This window comes from Variovorax sp. 01T432 (genome assembly GCF_056398605.1).
Window position 1 is genome coordinate 64824 of sequence record NZ_JBFTPS010000011.1, and the last position, 20858, is coordinate 85681.

The following is a 20858-nucleotide window of genomic DNA, read 5'->3' on the forward strand; positions in this document are numbered from 1 at the left end:
CTAGGACGACGACTCGTCTTCCGCCGGCCAGTCGCGGATGTAGGCCTTGAGCATCTTGTTCTCGAAGTTCTGGCTGTCGACCACGGCCTTGGCAACGTCGTAGAAGCTGATCACACCCATCAGCATGCGCTTGTCCATGACGGGCATGTAGCGCGCATGGCGCTCCAGCATGATGCGGCGGATCTCGTCGAGGTCGGTCTCGACGGTGCAGGTGACGGGATGGTCGTCCATGGCCTTGCGCACCAGCGTGCCACCCACCTGGCCGCCGTTGGCGACGATGGCGACGATCACTTCGCGGAAGGTGAGCATGCCCACCAGGTCCCCATGCTCCATGACCACCAGCGAACCGATGTCCTTGTCGGCCATGGTATTGACTGCGACAGCCAAAGGTTCGTCGGGCGTGACGGTAAAGAGCGTGTTGCCCTTGACGCGCAGGATGTCGCTGACTTTCATCGTGTTGCTCCTCTCATGCTCGGCGGTGTGCCAATTTGAATATAGCCCACAATGGCCGCCCGTCCACAGGCCCGCGTCGACGTTGCAGACAGTGCGCGTAACGGGGCATTGCAGAAACGACATCGAAAGGCCTCCATGCCCGGTTACTCCGACCCCGGTTTCGATACGCTGGCATTGCATGCCGGCGCCACCCCGGACCCCGCCACCGGCGCGCGCGCCGTTCCGATCCACCTGACGACCTCCTTCGTCTTCGAGTCGAGCGACCATGCGGCGGCGCTCTTCAACCTCGAGCGCGCGGGACACGTGTACTCGCGCATCAGCAACCCGACCAACGCGGTGCTCGAACAGCGCGTGGCCGCGCTGGAAGGCGGCATCGGCGCGATCGCAACCGCCAGCGGCCAGGCCGCGCTGCATCTCTCGATCGCCACATTGATGGGCGCGGGCTCGCACATCGTCGCGAGCACCGCGCTCTACGGCGGCTCCCAGAACCTGTTGCATTACACGATGCGCCGCTTCGGCATCGAGACGACCTTCGTGAAGCCCGGCGACCTGGACGGCTGGCGCGCGGCGGTCCGGCCCGAGACCAAGCTGCTGTTCGGCGAAACCGTGGGCAACCCGGGCCTCGACGTGCTCGACATCCCCGCCGTGAGCGACATCGCGCATGCGGCCGGCGTCCCGCTGCTGGTCGATTCGACGCTGACCTCGCCCTACCTGATAAGGCCCTTCGACTGGGGCGCCGACCTGGTCTACCACTCGGCCACCAAGTTCCTGTCGGGCCATGGCACCGTGATCGGGGGCGTGGTGGTCGACTCCGGAAATTTCGACTGGGAGCGGGCCTCGGGAGGCACGGGCAAGTTCACCGAACTCACGAAGCCCTACGATGGCTTCCACAACATGGTGTTCACCGAGGAGAGCACGGTGGGCGCCTTCCTGCTGCGCGCTCGGCGCGAAGGCTTGCGCGACTTCGGCGCTTCGATGAGTCCGCACACGGCATGGCTGATCCTGCAGGGCATCGAGACGCTGCCGCTGCGCATGGAGCGCCACATCGACAACACGCAGAAGGTGGTCGAGTTCCTGGCCGCCCACCCCTTCGTCGCGAAGGTCGGGCATCCCCTGCTCGAAGAGCACCCGAGCCATGCGCTGGCCGGCAAGCTGCTGCGCCACGGCGCGAAGGGCGCGGGCGCCGTCTTCAGCTTCGACCTCAAGGGCAATCGCGAGCAGGGCAAGAAGTTCATCGAGGCGCTGAGGCTCTTCAGCCATCTTGCGAATGTGGGGGACTGCCGCAGCCTCGTGATCCATCCCGCGAGCACCACGCACTTCCGGATGACCGACGAGGCATTGGCCGGGGCCGGCATCACGCAAGGAACCATCCGCCTCTCGATCGGACTCGAAGACCCGGCCGACCTGATCGACGATCTGAAGCGCGCGTTGAAGGCCGCGGAAAAGGCAGGAAGCTGATGGACTTCGTCGTCAACGGTCACCGGACCTATTGCTACACCGGCGGCAAGCCGCTCGACAGCGCGAAGCCGACTGTCGTCTTCATCCATGGCGTGCTCAATGACCACAGCGTGTGGATCCTGCAAAGCCGCTGGTTCGCCAACCACGGCTGGAACGTGCTGGCGCTGGACCTGCCGGGCCATTGCAGGAGCGAAGGGCCGCCGCCCTCCAGCGTGGAGGAAGCGGCGGACTTCGTCATCGCGCTGCTGGACGCGGCCGGCGTCGGCAAGGCCGCGCTCGTCGGGCACAGCTTCGGCTCGCTGATCGCCCTGGAGGCGACGGCGCGGTCGCCCGACCGCGTCAGCCATCTTGCGCTCGTGGGCACCGCGTACCCGATGACCGTGTCGCCGGCGCTGCTCGACGGCGCGCTGAACGATCCGCAGCGCGCGATCGACATGGTCAACAACTTCTCGCATTCGCTGCTGGCGCCGCCGCCCTCCTCGCTCGGGCCCGGCACCTGGCTGTATGGCGGCTCCCGCGCCCTCATGCGGCGCGTGCTTGCGAGCAACCGGCAAGCCAACGTGTTCCACCTCGGCTTCAAGGCCTGCAACGACTATGCGCATGGCGAAGAGGCGATGGCCCGGGTGCACTGTCCCACGCTCTTCCTGTTGGGCGACGCCGACCAGATGACGCCGCCGCGGGCCACCCGCACGCTCGTCGGCAAGGCCGGCAACGCCAGGGTGGTGAGCGTCAAGGCTGGTCATGCGCTGATGACCGAGGCGCCGGACGAGACGCTGTTCGCCCTGAAGGCCTTTCTCGGCGCCTGAACCGCGGCCGCTTCTCAGCGCAGGTTGTTGATGTCGATGGTCTCGAGCAGCGGCTTGGGCGCGCCCCGCTTGGCGACCACGAGCATCGCGTGCCCCACCTGCTCGCTGGTGGTCACCCAGCTCGGGGCCAGGCGGCGCAACAGCCCGAACAGCGGGCCCGCGACCCGGTAGATCCAGCGATAGAGCGCGGTCCTGGAACGCACGCCGTGCAGCGGCTGGATGCCGCCGGGACGAAACATGTATGTGGCCTTGAAGGGCAGGCGCATCAGCGCATTCTCGGTCGCACCCTTCACCCGCGCCCACATGACGCGGCCGCGCTCGCTGCTGTCCGTGCCCGCACCGGACACGTAGACGAAGGTCATCTCCGGATTGAGCCGGGCCAGGGTCTGGGCCGCCGACAGCGTGAGCTCGTAGGTGATGCGCCGGTAGTCCTCTTCGCTCATGCCGGCCGACGAAACGCCGAGGCAGAAGAAGCAGGCGTCGAAGCGCAGGAGGTCGAGCACCACGCTCGAAAGACTGCCGGGGTCCGCCACGATCAGTTCGCGCAGCTTCGGGTGGGTCAGTCCGGTGGGGCTGCGACCGACGCTGAGCACCTGGGTCACTTCCTCGTCCAGCAGGCATTCGCGCAGGACGCCTTGCCCGACCATGCCCGTGGCGCCGAAAAGCAGAACCTTCATGGAGCGGGAGGCCGGCACGACGGCTTCAGGCAACGAGGAAGGCCGCGGGCTCGCGCTCCAGCGCCTCGAGCAACGCGCGGACCTCGGGCGCGGCGGGCTGTGCCGGCTGCAACGCATCGAGCATCCGCCTCAGCGTCTCCGCATATGGCAGCAATGGGCCGAGAAAGCGCGTTCCCGATCCGCCGGCAATGAGAAGCGTGGGGAAGGTCGTGACGTCGAAGTCGTCCGCCAGGTCCGCATGATCTTCGATGTCCACCCACGCGAAGCGGAACTGCGGATGCTCGCGCGCGACCTCCTCGAAGAGCGGATGGTATTCGCGGCAGGCGCCGCACCATTCGGCGCACAGGCAGATCACCCACAGCGGCTCGACGGAAGCTTCGGGGGTCGCGGGAAAGGTCGAGGCCACTTTGGAAACGTCGGTAGTAAGTATGGAAGAAGAGCGCAGGACAAAGGCGGCGCCATTATCGATTCGGCAGCACGTCCTGCAGGCGAAGCGTGCTCAATGGTCCTTTATGCCACAGGTTGTCGAGCGATGGCGCATGGGGCATGAGCAGCAGGCCGAGCAAAGGCTCGAGCAGCGTGCTGGCGGGATCGGCCAGCAGCACGAGGCGCGGGTCCTCGTCGGCAGGCTCCTCGGCGATCGGCGCGATCCAGTCGAGCGCGACCAGCGTCTCCAGGACCGGCGCGAGCTGCAGCGCATCCACCCTCATTCGAAGCACCAGTTCGGCCGCGCCCAGGCCCTTGTCCGGCGTGGCCTTCGCGCCGGCCAGGTGCTGCAGCGCCTCGACGGCGAGCTGAAGCGGCCAACCCGCCGCTCCACCGCGCCGCGCCACCCCGGTGAGCAGGCTCGGCAGGTAGGCGGCAATCACCGCGCCCAGCAGCACGATGACCCAGGCGACGTAGATCCAGACCAGCAGGATCGGCACCGCGGCAAAGGCGCCGTAGACCACAGAGTAGGTCGGCACGAGGCTGAAGTAGTAGCCCAGCACGCGCTTGGCGATCTCGATCGCCGAGGTGGCGAAGAGCCCGCCCGCCCAGGCATGAGCCCACTTCACGTGGGTGTTGGGCACGTAGTGGTAGAGCCCGGCCATGCCGGCGGCCAGCAGCACGAATTCGAAACTGTCGAACACCAGCTTGATCATCCCGCCGCCGACCACTTCGCGCGACGCGGCGAACACATAGGCGCTGGTGCTCAGGCTCACCGCCAGCAGAACGGGCCCGAGCGTGATGGCAGCCCAGTAGATGAGCACCCGCTGGGCCAGCGGCCGCGGTGAACGCACTCGCCAGATGTTGTTGAGCGCCCTGTCCATCGTGAGGATCAGGGCGATCGCCGTCACCACCAGCGCGACAAGGCCGGCCGCGCCGAGTCCGCTCGCCTTGCTCGCGAACTGGTTGAGATAGCCCAATACCTGGCGCGCGATGTTTTCCGGGATGAGGCTCTCGATCAGCCAGCGCTGTACGCGCCCCTGCATCTTGGAGAACATCGGAAACACGGTGAACAAGGCCAGCGCCACCGTGAAGAAGGGCACCATGGCGATGGTGGTGGTGAAGGTCAGGCTGCTGGCCGTGAGGCCCAGCCGGTCTTCGCGAAAGCGCTCGCCGAGCACCGCGGCGGTGTTGCCCCAGGGAAAATGCGAAAGGTCCCTCCACAGTTGCCGGCGATTCATGGCCGGTATCATGCCATCCGCCTCCCCCTTCCTTGTCCCATCCGACGCTTCCCTCGTGATCGCTCCCACCGTCTCCCCCGCTTCCGTCACCGCCACCCGATGGCTCGCCGTCGGCAGCCTCGTCGGCCTGATTGCGCTCGGGCTCGCCTGGGAGCTGTGGCTGGCGCCCTTGCGTCCGGGCGGCTCCTGGCTGGCACTCAAGGTCCTGCCCCTGGTAGTGCCGCTGGCCGGCCTTCTCAAGAACCGCATGTACACCTACCGCTGGGTCAGCCTGATGATCTGGCTCTACTTCACCGAAGGCGTCGTGCGCGCCTGGAGCGACACCAACGGCATCGGCCAGGTGCTGGCGCTGATCGAGATCGTGCTGTGCCTTTCGCTCTTCGTCGCCTGTGCCTGGCACGTCCGTCTTCGCCTGCGCCATGCGGCGCGGGCCCGAACCCTCGAAGGAGCCGCGCCATGAGCGCCTTGCTGGAACAGTTGCGCGCCATCGTCGGCGCTTCCCACGTGCTGACGGACGGCGACCTCACCGCCTGGGAGCAGGACTGGCGCAAGCGCTCGCGCGGCAAGGCGCTCGCGGTCGTCCGGCCCGCCAGCACGCAGGAGGTGGCCGAGGTGGTCAGGGCCTGCGCGGCGGCGGGCACCGCCATCGTTGCGCAGGGCGGCAACACCGGCCTGGCCGTCGGCTCGATCCCCGACGAGAGCGGCACCGAGCTCGTGCTGAGCCTGCAGCGAATGATCGCCGTGCGCGGCATCGACGCCGCGAACCTCACGATGACCGTCGAGGCCGGCTGCGTGCTGCAGTCCGTGCAGGAGGCCGCGGCATCGGCCGGATTCCTGTTTCCGCTCAGCCTCGCGGCCGAGGGCAGTTGCACCATCGGCGGCAACCTCGCGACCAACGCGGGCGGCACGCAGGTGCTGCGCTACGGCAACGCGCGCGACTTGTGCCTGGGGCTCGAAGTCGTCACGCCGCAGGGTCGGATCTGGGAGGGCACCAGCGGGCTGCGCAAGGACAACACGGGCTACGACCTGCGCGACCTGATGATCGGCAGCGAAGGCACCCTCGGCATCATCACCGCCGCTACCCTGAAGCTCTATCCCCTGCCCGCCGCGCAACTCACGGCCTGGGCGGCCGTGCCGTCGATGGATCATGCCGTGACGCTGCTGGGCCTGGCGCACAGGCATCTGGGCTCCGGCCTGACCGGCTTCGAGGTGATGGGCCGCTTCGCGCTCAGCCTCGTGGCCAAGCATTTCCCGACGATGCGCGTGCCCTTCATCAACGACGAGGCCAGCCCGTACAGCGTGCTGCTCGAGAACTCCGACAGCGAGTCCGAGGACCACGCCCGCTCGCGCTTCGAGGCGCTGCTGGAAACCGCCTTCGAGAACGGATGCATCAGCGATGCGGTGGTAGCCGAGAACCTCGCGCAGGCCCATCAGCTCTGGCACATCCGCGAAAGCATTCCGCTCGCGCAAGCCGAGGAAGGGCTCAACATCAAGCACGACATCTCGATCGCCGTGTCGCGCATCCCGGGCTTCGTGACCGAGACAGACGCCTTGCTCCAGCGGGAGGTTCCCGGCGTGCGGCTGGTGAACTTCGGCCACCTCGGCGACGGCAATCTGCACTACAACGTGCAGGCGCCGGCCGGCGGGGACAACAAGGCTTTCCTGCGCGATCAGGAAGCCCGCATCAACACCCTGGTGTACGACTGCGTCGCGCGCTTCGGCGGCTCCTTCTCGGCCGAGCATGGCGTGGGCGCGCTCAAGGTCGCCACGCTGGAGAAGCACAAGTCGCCGGTGGCCCTGGAGATGATGCGCGCGATCAAGCGCGGCCTCGACCCGCACAACATCCTGAACCCGGGTCGCCTGATCCGCACGGAGAGCCTTCAATGACCCGCCCCATCCGATCGCAGTATGAAGACTTCATGCGCCATGTCGACACGGCGGGCGTGCAGAAGGGCGACCGCACCGGCACCGGCACGAAGAGCGTGTTCGGCTACCAGATGCGCTTCGACCTGAACGAAGGCTTTCCGCTGGTGACCACGAAGAAGGTGCATCTGAAATCCATCATTCAGGAACTGTTGTGGTTCCTCACGGGTTCGAGCAACAACAACTGGCTGAAGGAGCGCGGCGTCACCATCTGGGACGAGTGGGCACGCGAAGACGGCGACCTGGGCCCGGTCTACGGCGTGCAATGGCGCAGTTGGCCGACGCCGGACGGCGGGCACATCGACCAGATCCAGCAGGTGATCGACACGCTCAAGACCAACCCCGATTCGCGCCGCATCATCGTGAGCGCGTGGAACGTCGCCGAGTTGTCGAAGATGGCCTTGATGCCGTGCCATGCCTTCTTCCAGTTCTACGTCGCGCCGCCCCAGGCGGCGGGAGAACGCGGCAAGCTGAGCTGCCAGCTCTACCAGCGTAGCGCGGACATCTTCCTGGGCGTCCCCTTCAACATCGCGAGCTATGCGCTGCTGACGCACATGATCGCGCAGCAGTGCGACCTGGATGTCGGCGACTTCATCTGGACGGGGGGCGACTGCCACATCTACAGCAATCACGCGGAGCAGGTGGCGCTGCAACTGAGCCGGGCCCCGCATCCGTACCCGACGCTCGTGATCAAGCGCAGGCCGGCGTCGATCTTCGAGTACGCGTACGAGGACTTCGAAATGGCCGACTACCGGCACCACCCTGCCATCAAGGCACCGGTGGCGGTGTAGCTTCCTGGGCTGGTGCGCCCGGCCGGTCCTGGACCGTCCACCACATGCCGCCGGGCAGATCGTGGGGCACCGTGCCCGCAGGCGGTGTCTCGATCCCGCCGCCCACCCAGAGGAGCTTCTGCCCAGCGAGTTGTTCGGCACGCAGCCATGGACTGCGATCGAGCCGCCCATCGATCAATACCAGCGGTCGCTCATCGAGCCGCAAGGCGATGACCTCGGCGTAGCGAGAAGACCCCGCAATCACCTTGATGGGGCCGTTCAAAGCCTCGCGAGCCGGCCCGCCAAGCGCTTTCGCAGCAGCTTGCGACGGCAGATTGCGGTTGTGATGCTTCACGGTCGCCGAAGGGCCGAGCGGAGAGGTCACCCAGTTCACCGCAACCAGCACCGCCTGGATGATCACGAAGCCGGCCACCGCATGGCGCCACTCGACGGCCTCCCAAGCCTTCGGCCTCCAGGTGTCCATGATCCAGGCGCAGGTCAGCGCAACGAATGCGGTACCCCATTGAAGCTGCAGATCGGCACCGGTCGCCAATCCGATGACTGCGACCGTCAGCAGCGGCAACACGCCCCACGCAAACAGGAAGCTCGAAACCTTCTTCTGCGGGTCGCTCGCGGGCGGTCGAACGCGCAAAGCCCGATCGCGCTTCCTGTTCGACCAGGCCAGCAAGCCCGTACCCAGCAGCAGCGCCGGCGCGAGGCGCTGAGCCTGGTCCGCAAGCCAGGCAAGAGCGTGCAGGGTCCGGTCGCATCCCGACAGCGCCGCACCGAGCGAGGTGGCCGCGGCATACCTGAAGGGCGGGAAGTCATGCGAGAAGAGCCACAGGACGTGAGGGAGGCAGATCAGCGCCGCGACGACGCACGCGAGCAACAAACCGCGGCGATGCACCGGTTGGCGCCAGCCGCGCTGGGTGAGCCAGAAGAAGCCCAGGGAAACAAAGGCCAGGGCGACCTGATACTTGGACATGGCCCCGAGGCCCAGCATCGTTCCAACCCCGATCCATGCGCCCAGCGAGCGGTCCTCGAAGGCCCGCCAGCAGAACCACGCGGCGCCCACCACGAACATCAGCAGCACGACGTTGTGGTTGTAATAGTTGATCCGGCCGTTGTAGTAGGTGATGCAGAGCGTGCCCAGGGTCGACAAGCCGGCGAAGTGGGCGCCCTTCAGGTCGCAGGTGAGGCGCCAGGCCAGCAGCAAAGATGCTGCGAGCGTCGCGGCACCGGCCAAGGCCGCGACCCAATCATGCAGCCCGAAGATTTGAACCAGCGGCCAGAGCAGGACCGTCGGCAGCGGCGGGTGCTTGTAGTAACCCCATTCGAGAGATCGGACCCACGTCAACTGCTCGACGCTGTCCACGGGGGGGGACAAGCTGGTCCAGGCGAGGATGACGAGCCAGACCGCCGCCCAGAGCGCAAGCACCAGCAGGACCCGGGGCGCCTCGGCAGTGCCGGGCGCAGCGCCGGCCAGGAAATGAAGGAGCCGCCGCAAGTGCGCAGCGATGCCGGGATGAGGCAATTGCCGCGCCAAGGGCAGCCCATTCAAACTTGATTTGGGCATACCCATGACGGCGAGAATAGCGTACCTATCCTGACGGCTACCTATTGGCCGCCATGCTTGCCGCCCACGGGGCTCAATTGCATCGCTGTTGTCGAAAGCCGGCGGAGCCACCGCGTGCGCCCAGGGAAATCGAACAGAATCACGGGATGCAACCCAAGGAACCCCGAAACCGCACGGCCGCCAGGGCGCCGGTGGCCGCCTGACTTCATGGCACGTCTCAATCTGATCTACGCCCGCGCCGCCAACGGCATCATCGGCAGGAACAACACGCTGCCCTGGCACTTGCCCGAGGACATGGCGCACTTCAAGCGCATGACGGCGGGGTGCCCGGTGGTCATGGGCCGGAAGACCTGGGATTCGCTGCCGCCCAAGTTCCGCCCCCTGCCCGGTCGCCGCAACATCGTCGTCACGCGTCAACCGAACTGGTGCGCGGCCGGCGCGGAACGCGCCGCGAGCCTGCGCGAGGCAGTGTCCATGGGAGATCAGGCGGCCGAGATCTGGGTGATCGGCGGCGCGCAGATCTATCAGGAAGCGGCTGCGCTCGCGCAGCGGGCCGTGGTGACCGAGATCGATCGCGAATTCGAAGGCGACGCCCGCGCGCCCGAGTTGGGCAGCGGCTGGCGCGAAACATCGCGCGAAGCGCAGTTGTCAGCCGGGGGCCTTCCCTTCAGCTTCGTGACCTATGAGCGGATCCCCTCATGACGTTTCGCGAGCGCGCGGGAATGAAGGCCGGTCGCGGCAGAATGCCACAGGCTTCAGCGAAGACCCACCCCCGCTTATCCGCTTCAGTTTGAGGAATCCCTGCCTGTGAAAATCGCCACCTGGAACGTCAACTCCCTCACCGCGCGCCTGCAGCACGTCCTCGACTGGTTGAGCGCCAACCCGGTCGACGTGCTGTGCCTGCAGGAACTCAAGATGCGCGACGACAAGTTTCCGCTCGACGTCCTGCGCTCGGCCGGATACCACGCGGCCGTGTTCGGCCAGAAGACCTACAACGGTGTCGCGATCCTGAGCCTCGCGCCGGTGCGCGAGGTCATGAAGAACATCGGCGGATTCGCCGATGAGCATTCGCGCGTGATCAGCGCCACCATCGACACGCCGGCCGGCGAGCTGCGCGTCGTCAACGGCTATTTCGTCAACGGCCAGGCGCCGGGCAGCGAGAAGTTCGAATACAAGATGAAGTGGCTGAACGCGCTGCGTGACTGGCTGCGCGCCGAACTCGCGGCCCATCCGAACCTGGTGCTGCTCGGCGATTTCAATATCGCGCCTGAAGACCGCGACAGCTTCGACCCCATCGGCCTTGCCGAAACCATCCACCACACGACCGAGGAGCGCGACCACTTCAAGGCCTTGCTGCAACTCGGCCTGACCGACAGTTTCCGCCTGTTCGACCAGCCCGAAAAAAGCTACTCCTGGTGGGATTACCGCATGCTGGGTTACCAGAAGAATCGCGGACTTCGCATCGACCACATCCTGGTGAGCGAGCCGCTGGTACCGCGCGTGAAGAGCTCCACCATCGACCGCGCGCCGCGCAAATGGGAAAAGCCGAGCGACCATGCGCCGGTGACCGTGGAGATCGAGGCATGAGAGCCGTCGCCATCGTCATGCTCTCTGCCGCGCTCGCCCTTTCCGCTTGCACCTCGACGAAGCCGCAGGGCAAATCCGACGAGGCAGCATCCGCCAAGCCGGGCACCGGAGAGGATGACACGAAGCCCTCCGACCCGGCTGTGGCGAGCATGAGGCCCATCACCGCCCAGACGCCCGCTGTGCGGGCCTATCGCAAGATCGGAGCGAGGCACATCTACAAGACCTATCCGACACGCATCTACAAGGGCCGCATCCCGCCGCTCGTGTATGCCGTGGTGGTGACGGAAACCGAGATCGACGCGTCGGGCCGCGTCACGGCCGTGCACTTCAGCCGCACGCCGAGCCATGCGCCGGAGGTCAGCGGGATGATCGCCGACCTGATCCGGCAGGCATCGCCCCTGCCCAGTCCAGGGAAGCTCGGCGCGCACACTTACGTCGACACCTGGCTCTGGGACAAGAGCGGCCAGTTCCAGCTGGACGCGCTGACCGAAGGCCAGCGCAGCCGCTGAACCGGCGCTTGGTTATTCCAGGCCCAACTCCTGGATCTTGCGCGTGATGGTGTTGCGACCGATGCCGAGCTTCTGGGCGGCCTCGATACGGCGGCCACGCGTGTTTTCCAGCGCGGTGGTGATGAGGCGCGATTCGAAACGGTGCGAGAGCACCTCCCAGACATCGGTACGACCTGCCGCGAGCATGGTTTGGGCTTCGAGCCCGAGCCCGATTTCCCACTCGACCGCCGCGGCGACGCCGGCAGTTGCCGCCGCGGCCGAGGGTGCGACAGCCGGCGACGAAACCAGGGGCGAGTCGCGATCGGCGGCGAACGAGGGCATCGCCACCGCGGCAAGAGAAGTCGCAGGCGCCTCCACCGGCACCGTGGCCATCACCTCGGGCGGAAGATCCTTCGGCTCGATCAGTTGGGCCGGCGCCATCACGGTCAGCCAATGGCAGATGTTCTCCAACTGCCGCACGTTGCCGGGAAAGGCAAAGGTCGCCAGCTGCACGAGCGCGGCATCGGAAATTCGCTTGGGCTCGACGCCGAGCTGCTTCGCGCTCTGCTGCAGGAAGTGGCGCGTGAGCGCTGGAATGTCTTCGCCTCGCTCGCGCAACGCGGGCAGGCGCAGCCGGATGACGTTGAGCCGGTGGAAGAGGTCTTCTCGGAAGCCGCCGAGCTTGACGCGCTGCTCCAGGTCCTGGTGCGTGGCGGCGATCACGCGCACGTTGGCCTTGACCGAATTGTGCCCCCCGACGCGGTAGAAGTGCCCGTCGCTCAGCACGCGCAGCAAGCGCGTCTGAAGGTCGAAGGGCATGTCTCCGATCTCGTCGAGAAACAAGGTCCCGCCCTCGGCCTGCTCGAAGCGCCCGCGCCGCATTGTCTGCGCGCCGGTGAAGGCGCCGCGTTCGTGGCCGAACAGCTCGCTCTCGAGCAGATCCTTCGGAATGGCCGCAGTGTTGATGGCAACGAAGGGACCCATGGCACGTGGCGAATGCTTGTGCAATGCGCGGGCGACCAGTTCCTTGCCCGAGCCGGATTCACCGGTGATCAACACCGTGACGTTGCTCTGCGAAAGGCGACCGATCGCGCGGAACACGTCCTGCATCGCGGGGGCCTGCCCCAGCATTTCAGGCGCGGCCGCCATGCGCTCTTCGGCCACTTCCTCGCGCTGGCTTTCGTCGACCGCACGGCGGATCAATTCGACCGCGCGCGGCAGGTCGAACGGCTTCGGCAGGTATTCGAAGGCACCACCCTGGAAGGCCGACACGGCGCTGTCGAGATCCGAGAACGCGGTCATGATGATGACGGGCAGACCGGGATGCTTGGCCTTGATCTTGTCGAGCAGATCGAGCCCTGAACCACCCGGCATTCGGATGTCGCTCACCAGGACCTGGGGGCCCTGCATTTCATCGTCGGCCGCGGCCTCGAGGGCGGCGAGCACCTCGCGGGTATTGGTGAAGCTACGGGTCGGCAGGTCTTCGCGCAACAGCGCTTTTTCCAGCACGAAGCGGATTGATTGGTCATCATCCACTATCCAGATCGGCTTCATGCAGCTCCTTGTTGCTTGGCTGCTAAGGCAGCGGTATCAGTATCTTGAAATCGGTCCGGCCCGGGACGCTGTCGCACTCGATCACGCCGTGATGCTGCTGCACAAAGGTCTGCGCCAGCGTCAATCCCAAGCCCGTCCCGCCTTCCCTGCCCGACACCAGCGGGTAGAAGATGCGGTCCTTGATCGTGTCCGGCACACCCGGTCCATTGTCGATGACATGCAATTCCAGTGCCAGTCGGTACCACTGCTTGTTGAAGATGACCTGACGCGCGATGCGCGTCTTGAAAGTGATCTGCGCGTCGCCCGCGGCGCGCCGCTCCGTCAGGGCTTGCGCCGCGTTGTGGACGATGTTGAGCGTGGCCTGGATGAGCTGTTCGCGATCGCCGCGAAATTCGGGAATCGAGACATCGAAATCCCGCTCGATGTTCAGGTCGCGCGGGAACTCCGCCAGGATCACGGAGCGCACGCGTTCGCACACTTCATGGATGTTGACGTCGCCCACCACGTGCGGCCGGCGATGCGGCGCAAGCAGGCGATCGACCAGCGTCTGGAGCCGGTCGGCTTCGTGGATGATGACCTGCGTGTACTCGATGAGGTCGCGCGACTCGACCTCCATCTGCAGGAGCTGCGCGGCACCGCGGATGCCACCCAGCGGGTTCTTGATCTCGTGCGCGAGGTTGCGGATCAGCTCCTTGTTGGCCTGGGCCTGATCGAGCAGGCGCTCTTCGCGGTCCTGCCGAACCTGCTGCTCCAGCGGCGACAGCTCGATGATCAGTTCGCCAGCCCTGTCGCTCTGCGCGAGCGTAACCTGCACGGGCATCAGCTCGTGGTTGACGCGGCGCAGCAAGGCCTCGTAGCGCAAGGTTGCGAAGTCATTGCTGCTCGCGCCATCGATGGCCGTGCGCAGCACCTGTGGCTCGTGAAAGCAGGCACCGAACTGTGAGCCTTCGAGCGTTCGGCGGGAGGTACCGAGAGCGTCCTCCAAGCCCGAGTTGGCGAACAAGACAGACCCATCGATGCGAACGACCGCAATCAAGGTGGAGAGGAGATCGAAGGCCTGAAAGCGCTTGCTGGCGGCGGCCGGTTTTCCGAAGGCCATGACTAGATGGTCGCCGAACGACCGGCGCACAGGCGCAGGGTCGAAAGCGGGCGTGCCATCAGGGATTGGCCGGCAGGCGGCCGAGTTCGCGGCGAATACCAGCGATGTCGCTCTCGTTGCGCGCGATCTCGGCTTTCATTTCGCTCACGCGGTCGAGGTACTTCTGGTAATTGCGGCTCTCGCTGCCCTGCTTCTCAGGCTCGCCGTTGTTGTACTCCTTGAGGAGTTGAGCCTGGCGCTCTTCTGCCTTCTTGAGTTCGGCCTCGAGCACCGAGCGCGCCTCGCCGTCGCGTGCGCGCTGGTCTGCCCCATTGACGCGGGGACTGCCCGCAGGGGCGCGCACCGCCGCACTGCTGGCGGCAGCCGAGGCAACCGGGCGGGTCCCCTGGACGACGGTGACGTTGCCGCCCTCCATGATCTTGCAGCCCTTCTGCTGGGCGACCGTCGCATTGTTGGTGTATTCGTTGCCGCAGCGCCAGACGCGCTCCGGCGCCTGGGCTTGGGCGGGGGCCTGCAAGCCGGCGACGGCCCCGGCCAGCAAGAGAAGGGAGACAGTCTTCATGATCAAGGATGGAGTCGCATCAGTCGGCATTTTGAGGCAATTCGATCCCAATCCCACGCCAGCGTTCCCCAAAAGAAAAAGGACGGCAAAGCCGTCCTTTTGACTGACGCCCGGCGCCCTCGAAGGGCGCCCCGCCATCAGAGCGAGTAGTACATGTCGAATTCGACCGGATGGGTGGCCATGCGGAAGCGCGTGACTTCCTGCATCTTCAGGTCGATGTAGGCATCGATGTAGGCATCGGTGAACACGCCACCCTTGGTGAGGAAGGCGCGGTCCTTGTCGAGATACTCCAGCGCCTGGTCGAGGCTGTGGCACACGGTCGGGATCAGCGCGTCTTCTTCCGGCGGCAGGTGGTACAGATCCTTGCTGGCGGCTTCGCCCGGATGGATCTTGTTCTCCACGCCGTCGAGACCGGCCATCAGCAGGGCGGCGAAGCCCAGGTAGGGGTTCATCAGCGGATCAGGGAAGCGCGCTTCGACACGGCGGCCTTTAGGGTTCGCCACGAAGGGAATGCGGATCGACGCAGAGCGGTTCTTGGCCGAGTAGGCCAGCTTCACCGGCGCCTCGAAGCCGGGCACCAGGCGCTTGTAGCTGTTGGTGCCGGGGTTCGTGATGGCATTGAGCGCGCGGGCGTGCTTGATGATGCCGCCGATGTAGTGCAGCGCATATTCGCTCAGGCCCGCATAGCCGTCGCCGGCGAACAGGTTCTTGCCGTCCTTCCACACCGACTGGTGGACGTGCATGCCGGAGCCGTTGTCGCCGACGATGGGCTTGGGCATGAAGGTCGCGGTCTTGCCGTAGGCGTGGGCGACGTTGTGGATCACGTACTTCTGCAACTGGATCCAGTCGGCGCGCTGCACCAGCGTGCTGAACTTGGTGCCGAGTTCCATCTGGCCGGCATTCGCCACTTCATGGTGATGCACTTCGACCGGGATGCCCAGCGATTCGAGCACCAGGCACATCTCGGAGCGCATGTCCTGGAAGCTGTCGACCGGCGGAACGGGGAAATAGCCGCCCTTGGTTGCCGGGCGATGGCCGGTGTTGCCGTGTTCGAACTCCTTGCCGGTGTTCCACGAAGCCTCTTCGGATTCGATCTTCACGAAGCAGCCGGACATGTCGTTCTGCCAGCGTACGCCGTCGAACACGAAGAACTCGGGTTCCGGTCCGAAGAACGCGGTATCGCCCAGGCCGGAGGCCTTCATGTACGCCTCGGCGCGCTTTGCGAGCGAGCGCGGATCACGTTCGTAGGGCTTGCCATCCGACGGGTCGATCACGTCGCAGGTCAGGATCAGCGTCGTCTCTTCGAAGAACGGATCGATGTTGGCGGTGTTCGGGTCGGGCATGAGCTGCATGTCGGACGCTTCGATGCCTTTCCAGCCAGCAATCGACGAGCCGTCGAAGGCATGGCCGTCAGTGAACTTGCCTTCGTCGAAGGCCGAGACCGGCACGGTCACGTGCTGCTCTTTGCCGCGGGTGTCGGTGAAGCGAAAGTCGATGAACTTGACCTCGTTTTCCTTGACGAGTTTGAGTACATCGGCGACGGTCTTTGCCATCAGGATCTCCTGGTTTGGATAGTGGTTGGAAGTACGGGAATTCAGGATGCAGTTTCTATGCCATTGTCACTGGCGCGGATGTGCCTTCAGCGGCCTCCGGGAACACCAAGAACAGGCAAGTTGTAACCAATTTGGTGCAGATCAGTTTATCGCACCAATTCGGGGCCAAGCCGCGCCTTAAAGGCGTGCAGGCCCTCCAGCAACGCAGCATAGGCGGCGTTGATGAGTTCGGCGTCGCCCTTGACGCCGAGTTCGATATGGCGCCCGTGCTCAGGATGATCCACGCTCGGCAGGCTGAACACCTTGATGGCGGGATGGGCATGCTCGATGGCCTCCATCAGCGGGGTGAGGGCGGCCTCCATTGCGCCATAGACGATCACTGATTTCTCCGCGACGCGCCCGTGGGCAAAGAGGCCGGCATAGCGCTCGTCGAGCACCGACTCGATCATCGGCCAGGCCATGACCGGAAAGCCGGGCACGAAGTGCACATCGCCCACGCTGAAGCCGGGGATCTTGTTGTAGGGGTTGCGGATGATCTTGGCGCCGAGCGGGAAGACGCCCATGTTGAGACGGTGCGCGTTGTCGGGACGGTCGGGCTCGTAGACGATGCCCTGCTCCCGCGCGGTGTCCTGCATGCGCTCGCGGATCAGGACCTCGGCCTCCGGATGCAGCCCCAGCGGCACGCCCAGCGCCGCGGCCGCGCATTGGCGCGTGTGGTCGTCCGGCGTGGCGCCGATGCCGCCGGTCGAGAAGACGACGTCGCCCGACGCGAAGGCGCGCGCGAGCGCCGCCGTGATGCGCGAAGGCACGTCGCCCACATACTCGGCCCAGGCCAGTTGCAGGCCGCGTGCGGCCAGCAGCTCGATGACCTTGGGCATGTGCTTGTCGGCGCGTTTGCCGGAGAGGATCTCGTCGCCGATGACGAGCAAGCCGAATGAACGGGTCATGGTGCGCCCCATTGAGTTGCGATCGCGGTGGCGTCTGCCGTACCGGCCGCGGAAGGTGAAATGGCAAGTGCCGCGCGCTGCGCCCGCAGCTGGGTCAGCGCGTCGAGGCAATAGTGCGCGAACCAGAGCGCCGAGAACGCGAACACCAGTGTGTAGATCCAGATCGCGAGCGGAACAAGAACGAAGAATGCCGCGGCGAACAGCAGCCCCGACGCCCATACGATGCTTGGCGCGGCCCCCAGGTACCCGCATAGAACGCCGATGGCGAGCAGCGGCAGCCGGTGCACCCGCAAGAGTGCCGAGCGTTCCTCCGCGCTCGCGTGTTCGGCCAGTGCATCGAAACTCATCACGCGATAGGTCAGCCAGCCCCAGATGAGCGGCGGCAGGATCAGCACGAGCGGCGGAATGAGCCAGAGCGGCATCGAGACGATCAGGGCGAGCACCGCCAGCGCAGTGAGCCCCAGCGAGCGAGCCATGCTTGCGAAGAAGGACGAGCCCTTCTTCCGCTCCAGCGTCGGGAAGCGACGCTCCGCCACCAGGCGCGTGAGAGGCGAGGCCATGAGCCCGGCAACGATGAGCAGTGAAGCCACCACGATCAGCGGTGTGGCCGCCAGCACCACGACCAGAGGTGCCAGCATGGCCGTGACATTGCCTGAGAAGAAGCGGCCGATCCAGCCCCAGACGCTGGACAGCAGGGGCCAGGCATCCAGGGCCGCGCGGGTCCACGAGACGGAAGCATCCCAGTAGAAGTAGCCGAAAAGCGCCGCCAGGACGACCATGACGCCGAGTGGCAGGAACGAAAGCACGATCACCCGGGGGTGCATGCAATAGGCTACGGATCGCCAGAAGGAATCGAGAAGAAGACGCATTGGGTGCCGAGGATAACGCCAGCGCGTGAACGAACCCGCGAAGCCCTCAGCCCCGGCCGACCAGCCGCTTGAGTCCCAGCCACTGCTGCGCCCAGAAGCCGCTGCCGTAGTTCCGGGTGCGGCCTCGCGCATCGCGCTCCACCTGATCGCGAATGCCGGTGGGGTCGTAGCGATCCTCGAAACTCACGGTGCGAAACAGCATGTCCCACCACGGCAGCAGCACGCCGAAGTTGTGCCCCCCGAGCGTGCGCGGCCCTTGCGACTCGTGCCCGATGCCGATGCTGTGGTGCAGGCGGTGGAAGCGAGGGCTGATCCAGAGCCTCTCGCCGAGCCGGCCGAAGGTCAGCCGGAGGTTCGCATGCTGCAGGCTCTGGCTGAGTTGCGTGAAGGCCACGAGCGCAATGAACTGGCCCGGCGCCACGCCGATCAATTGGGCGACGACCACGATGATCGCGTCGTGAATGATGTCGTCGAGCAGATGGTTGCGGTTGTCGCTCCACATCGTCATCTGGCGCTGAGAATGGTGCAGCGAATGGAGTGCCCACCACCAGTTGAAGCCATGCTGGCCCCGATGGATGAAGTACTCGACCAGGTCGAGCACGACGAGATAGATCGCGAAGGCGATCCATGGCACGTCGGTGACGCCGGGCCAGAGTTCGTCCAGATGAAGCGTGCCGAAGCCGGCGGCGCGCACCGTGCCGAGCACCTGGTCGAAGACCGGGTCCAGGGCGAAGAACATCGCCAGCCGGAACACGCCGAGCCGGTGGATGAGCGTATAGAGGATGTCGGTGCGGATGGCGGGCCGGTCGACCACCGGCTCGGCGGGGCGCCAGCGCTGCAAGGGGCCGACCAGGGCCACCAGGATCACGATCTGGATCAGGCCCACCAGCAGCCAGCCGGTGGCGTTGAAAGCATCCTCCACCCAGCCGCCCAGGCCGATGGCGTATACCAGCGGCTGCACGGCGGCTTCGAAGAGCCACTGCTGCAGGTGCGCGAATTGATCGGTCAGCCAGTCCATCACCATGCGATTCGATGCGCCGCGCAAAGGTTCAGGGGTGGGCGGCAATCCATTCGCGGTACGCCGGATGCTGGCGCAGCGTCTGGAAGCAGAAGCCCTTGGCCTTGAGGCCGACGATCAGCGGCTCCAGATCGGCCGGCGCCCACGGGTCCTTGCGCGACCAGATACCCAGGTGGGCGAGGAGGATGTCCCCGGGCTTGATCTTGTCGAGCGCCTGCCGGAGGAGCAGCTCGTTGCTGAACTTCTCGCTCGGCAGTTCGTCACCCAGGAAGCCCGCAGGCGCCCAGCCGACGTACTCGTAGCCGCAAGCCTTTGCGGCCGCCAGGAGTCGGGGTGAAGTCTTGCCGCCCGGCGCCCGGAACAGGGGCAGCGGTTTCTTGCCCGTGATCTGCTGAAGGCGGTCGGAGGCCTTGGCGATGTTGGCGCAGTACTCCGCGGCATCCCAGGTGAACTCTCGGTTCGCGAAGGCGCCGGCCGAGGGCCGGATGCGGAAGCGCGGCGCGATGCCCTTGACGTCACCGCGCCAGTAGGCATGGTCGTAGGTGTGGGACGCGAACTCGTTGCCTTCGGCCGCCCTCGCCTTCCACCAGGACGCCCAGTGGTTGTCGAGGCTGTCGCCGTCGGTCTGCGTGGGCTCGGCCGCGGCGAAGAAGGTCACGCGCACGTCCTGCCGCTTGAGGACCTCGGCCACGAGGGGTGCGATCCCCATGTGGCCGGTGTCGAAGGTGAGATAGACCGGCTTCTCGCAGCTTCCCTGCGCGACGGCACCCAGGGAGACTGCGCAGGTCAGCGCGCCGGCCACGGCGCGGGCGAACGCGGCGCTCGCGCGCCCCCCGCGGACTTCAGGGCTTTGCATGATCGAGCGTCCAGACGCCGTGCGGCGAACGGCCCACATTGACCTGCTGCACAACCTTGTGGCTGGCCAGATCGACGACGCTGAGCTTCTTGGCCCAGCGCGAGGTCACGTAGAGCGTCTTGCCGTCGGCCGAGACGTCCATGCAATCGGGACCGCCCGGCACCGGATAGGTGTCGGTGATCTGGAGGGTCTGCAGGTCGATGCGGCTGATCGTGTTGGCCACCCGGTTGCTGATGAAGACGCTGCGCCCGTCGCCCGCCGAGCGGAAGGCATGCGCGCCCTTCCCGGTGGCGAGCTTGCCGACCAGCTTGGGCTCCGCGCCCGCGACGTCGAACACCTGGACGCCATCACCGCCGGTGAGCCCGACCAGCAGCGTCTTGCTGTCGTGGACGCCGAAGATGTCGGCCGGCATCGGCCCGGTGGGCGTGCGCCAGCGGATCGTCTGCGTGGCGAGGTCGACCGCGATCAGTTCATCGCTGTCCTGCATCGAGACGTAGGCCGTCGTGCTCTTGCCGTCGATCCAGATGTGGCTCGGCGTCTTGCCCGATGGAATGCGCTTGACGAGCTTCGGCTCCTTGCCGTCCCAGCGATAGATGTCGACGTGATTCAGCCGGTTGCCGGCCGTGACGAACCACTTCATGTCGGGGGAAAAGCGCAACTGGTATGGATCGATGATGCCGTAGACCACGCGCTGGACCTCGGCCGTGCGCGGATCGAGGAAGGTCAGGGAATCGCCGGCCGAATTCGCAACGATCAGCGAGTGCTCGTCGGGCGTCAGGTAGAGGTGGTGCGGCTCCTTGCCCGTCGGGATTCGCTGTCTCTCGGTCCAGTTGGCGCGGTCGATCACGCTGACAGTGGCGTCCAGCGAATTGAGCACGAAGATCGGCGGAGGGGGCTCGGCGGCCTGCGCGCAGAGGCCGACGCAGGCAAGCAAAAGGGCCGCGGCGCGGCCCATCGGGGAGGAAATGAATCGCAAGGGGGAGTTCCGGAAGAGG

The 20858-nt window shown here is 66.0% G+C and carries 22 protein-coding genes; 8 read left to right on the forward strand and 14 right to left on the reverse strand.

Going from position 1 to position 20858, the window contains the following annotated elements:
• Complete coding sequence (locus AC1DNF_RS11305; RefSeq protein WP_478148675.1) at window positions 1-453, reverse strand: CBS domain-containing protein; 453 nt, start codon at window positions 451-453, stop codon at window positions 1-3.
• 135 nt (window positions 454-588) lie between these two features.
• Between AC1DNF_RS11305 and AC1DNF_RS11310 the strand changes: the two genes are divergently transcribed.
• Window positions 589-1911: an O-acetylhomoserine aminocarboxypropyltransferase gene (locus AC1DNF_RS11310; RefSeq protein ID WP_478148676.1), complete on the forward strand. Its 1323-nt coding sequence runs from the start codon at window positions 589-591 to the stop codon at window positions 1909-1911.
• Complete coding sequence (locus AC1DNF_RS11315) at window positions 1911-2717, forward strand: alpha/beta fold hydrolase (protein ID WP_478148677.1); 807 nt, start codon at window positions 1911-1913, stop codon at window positions 2715-2717. The genes AC1DNF_RS11310 and AC1DNF_RS11315 overlap by 1 nt, the downstream gene beginning before the upstream one ends.
• A 14-nt stretch (window positions 2718-2731) precedes the next feature.
• Here the strand turns inward: AC1DNF_RS11315 and AC1DNF_RS11320 are convergent, their stop codons facing one another.
• Genes AC1DNF_RS11320 through AC1DNF_RS11330 form a run of 3 tightly spaced genes read right to left on the reverse strand, consistent with a single transcriptional unit; the run spans window position 2732 to window position 5073 of the window.
• A complete protein-coding gene (locus tag AC1DNF_RS11320; RefSeq protein ID WP_478148678.1) occupies window positions 2732-3394 on the reverse strand; it encodes an NAD-dependent epimerase/dehydratase family protein in 663 nt (220 codons plus the stop codon).
• 25 nt (window positions 3395-3419) lie between these two features.
• Window positions 3420-3800 carry a thioredoxin family protein gene (locus AC1DNF_RS11325; protein WP_478148679.1) on the reverse strand — a complete coding sequence of 127 codons (381 nt, stop codon included), beginning with the start codon at window positions 3798-3800 and terminating at the stop codon, window positions 3420-3422.
• Window positions 3801-3855: 55 nt separating this feature from the next.
• Entirely contained in the window at window positions 3856-5073 is a 1218-nt protein-coding gene (locus AC1DNF_RS11330) for a YihY family inner membrane protein (protein WP_478148680.1), read from the reverse strand.
• Between AC1DNF_RS11330 and AC1DNF_RS11335 the strand changes: the two genes are divergently transcribed.
• The 3 genes from AC1DNF_RS11335 to AC1DNF_RS11345 are packed head-to-tail and all read left to right on the forward strand — an operon-like array spanning window position 5072 to window position 7775.
• Complete coding sequence (locus tag AC1DNF_RS11335) at window positions 5072-5521, forward strand: DUF2069 domain-containing protein (protein ID WP_478148681.1); 450 nt, start codon at window positions 5072-5074, stop codon at window positions 5519-5521. The genes AC1DNF_RS11330 and AC1DNF_RS11335 overlap by 2 nt on opposite strands.
• Window positions 5518-6948 carry an FAD-binding oxidoreductase gene (locus AC1DNF_RS11340; protein WP_478148682.1) on the forward strand — a complete coding sequence of 477 codons (1431 nt, stop codon included), beginning with the start codon at window positions 5518-5520 and terminating at the stop codon, window positions 6946-6948. The genes AC1DNF_RS11335 and AC1DNF_RS11340 overlap by 4 nt, the downstream gene beginning before the upstream one ends.
• On the forward strand, window positions 6945-7775 hold the full coding sequence (locus tag AC1DNF_RS11345) for a thymidylate synthase (protein WP_478148683.1): 831 nt from the start codon (window positions 6945-6947) through the stop codon (window positions 7773-7775). The genes AC1DNF_RS11340 and AC1DNF_RS11345 overlap by 4 nt, the downstream gene beginning before the upstream one ends.
• Here the strand turns inward: AC1DNF_RS11345 and AC1DNF_RS11350 are convergent.
• Window positions 7753-9441: an ArnT family glycosyltransferase gene (locus AC1DNF_RS11350; RefSeq protein WP_478148684.1), complete on the reverse strand. Its 1689-nt coding sequence runs from the start codon at window positions 9439-9441 to the stop codon at window positions 7753-7755. The two genes, AC1DNF_RS11345 and AC1DNF_RS11350, sit on opposite strands and share 23 nt — an antisense overlap.
• Before the next feature lie 96 nt (window positions 9442-9537).
• Between AC1DNF_RS11350 and AC1DNF_RS11355 the strand changes: the two genes are divergently transcribed.
• The 3 genes from AC1DNF_RS11355 to AC1DNF_RS11365 all read left to right on the forward strand — a co-directional run bounded on the left by AC1DNF_RS11355 (window position 9538) and on the right by AC1DNF_RS11365 (window position 11426).
• The gene (locus AC1DNF_RS11355; protein ID WP_478148685.1) at window positions 9538-10032 is read left to right on the forward strand and encodes a dihydrofolate reductase; all 495 of its coding nucleotides are present in this window, start codon (window positions 9538-9540) and stop codon (window positions 10030-10032) included.
• 105 nt (window positions 10033-10137) lie between these two features.
• On the forward strand, window positions 10138-10917 hold the full coding sequence (gene xth, locus AC1DNF_RS11360; protein ID WP_478148686.1) for an exodeoxyribonuclease III: 780 nt from the start codon (window positions 10138-10140) through the stop codon (window positions 10915-10917).
• Window positions 10914-11426 (forward strand): hypothetical protein, encoded by a 513-nt coding sequence (locus AC1DNF_RS11365; RefSeq protein ID WP_478148687.1) that lies wholly within the window; start codon window positions 10914-10916, stop codon window positions 11424-11426. The genes xth and AC1DNF_RS11365 overlap by 4 nt, the downstream gene beginning before the upstream one ends.
• 12 nt (window positions 11427-11438) lie before the next feature.
• On the opposite strand, the gene ntrC is transcribed toward AC1DNF_RS11365, so the two are convergent.
• From ntrC to AC1DNF_RS11410, 9 genes are all read right to left on the reverse strand, one after another.
• Entirely contained in the window at window positions 11439-12959 is a 1521-nt protein-coding gene (gene ntrC / locus AC1DNF_RS11370) for a nitrogen regulation protein NR(I) (RefSeq protein WP_478148688.1), read from the reverse strand.
• Between the two features lie 22 nt (window positions 12960-12981).
• Window positions 12982-14058 (reverse strand): nitrogen regulation protein NR(II), encoded by a 1077-nt coding sequence (glnL, locus tag AC1DNF_RS11375; RefSeq protein WP_478148689.1) that lies wholly within the window; start codon window positions 14056-14058, stop codon window positions 12982-12984.
• A 58-nt stretch (window positions 14059-14116) separates the two neighbouring features.
• Entirely contained in the window at window positions 14117-14620 is a 504-nt protein-coding gene (locus AC1DNF_RS11380) for a hypothetical protein (RefSeq protein WP_478148690.1), read from the reverse strand.
• A gap of 137 nt (window positions 14621-14757) precedes the next feature.
• Window positions 14758-16173 carry a type I glutamate--ammonia ligase gene (gene glnA / locus AC1DNF_RS11385; protein ID WP_478148691.1) on the reverse strand — a complete coding sequence of 472 codons (1416 nt, stop codon included), beginning with the start codon at window positions 16171-16173 and terminating at the stop codon, window positions 14758-14760.
• A 146-nt stretch (window positions 16174-16319) separates the two neighbouring features.
• Window positions 16320-17120: a competence/damage-inducible protein A gene (locus AC1DNF_RS11390; RefSeq protein ID WP_478148692.1), complete on the reverse strand. Its 801-nt coding sequence runs from the start codon at window positions 17118-17120 to the stop codon at window positions 16320-16322.
• Window positions 17117-17989 carry an EI24 domain-containing protein gene (locus AC1DNF_RS11395; RefSeq protein ID WP_478148693.1) on the reverse strand — a complete coding sequence of 291 codons (873 nt, stop codon included), beginning with the start codon at window positions 17987-17989 and terminating at the stop codon, window positions 17117-17119. The genes AC1DNF_RS11390 and AC1DNF_RS11395 overlap by 4 nt, the downstream gene beginning before the upstream one ends.
• Window positions 17990-18035: 46 nt before the next feature.
• Entirely contained in the window at window positions 18036-19007 is a 972-nt protein-coding gene (locus tag AC1DNF_RS11400) for a sterol desaturase family protein (RefSeq protein ID WP_478148766.1), read from the reverse strand.
• A gap of 31 nt (window positions 19008-19038) precedes the next feature.
• Window positions 19039-19863: a polysaccharide deacetylase family protein gene (locus AC1DNF_RS11405; protein WP_478148694.1), complete on the reverse strand. Its 825-nt coding sequence runs from the start codon at window positions 19861-19863 to the stop codon at window positions 19039-19041.
• Window positions 19850-20818, reverse strand: a complete 969-nt coding sequence (locus AC1DNF_RS11410; protein ID WP_478148767.1) for a YVTN family beta-propeller repeat protein — start codon at window positions 20816-20818, stop codon at window positions 19850-19852. Before AC1DNF_RS11410 ends, AC1DNF_RS11405 begins: the two co-directional genes overlap by 14 nt.
• Between the last annotated feature and the right edge of the window lie 40 nt (window positions 20819-20858).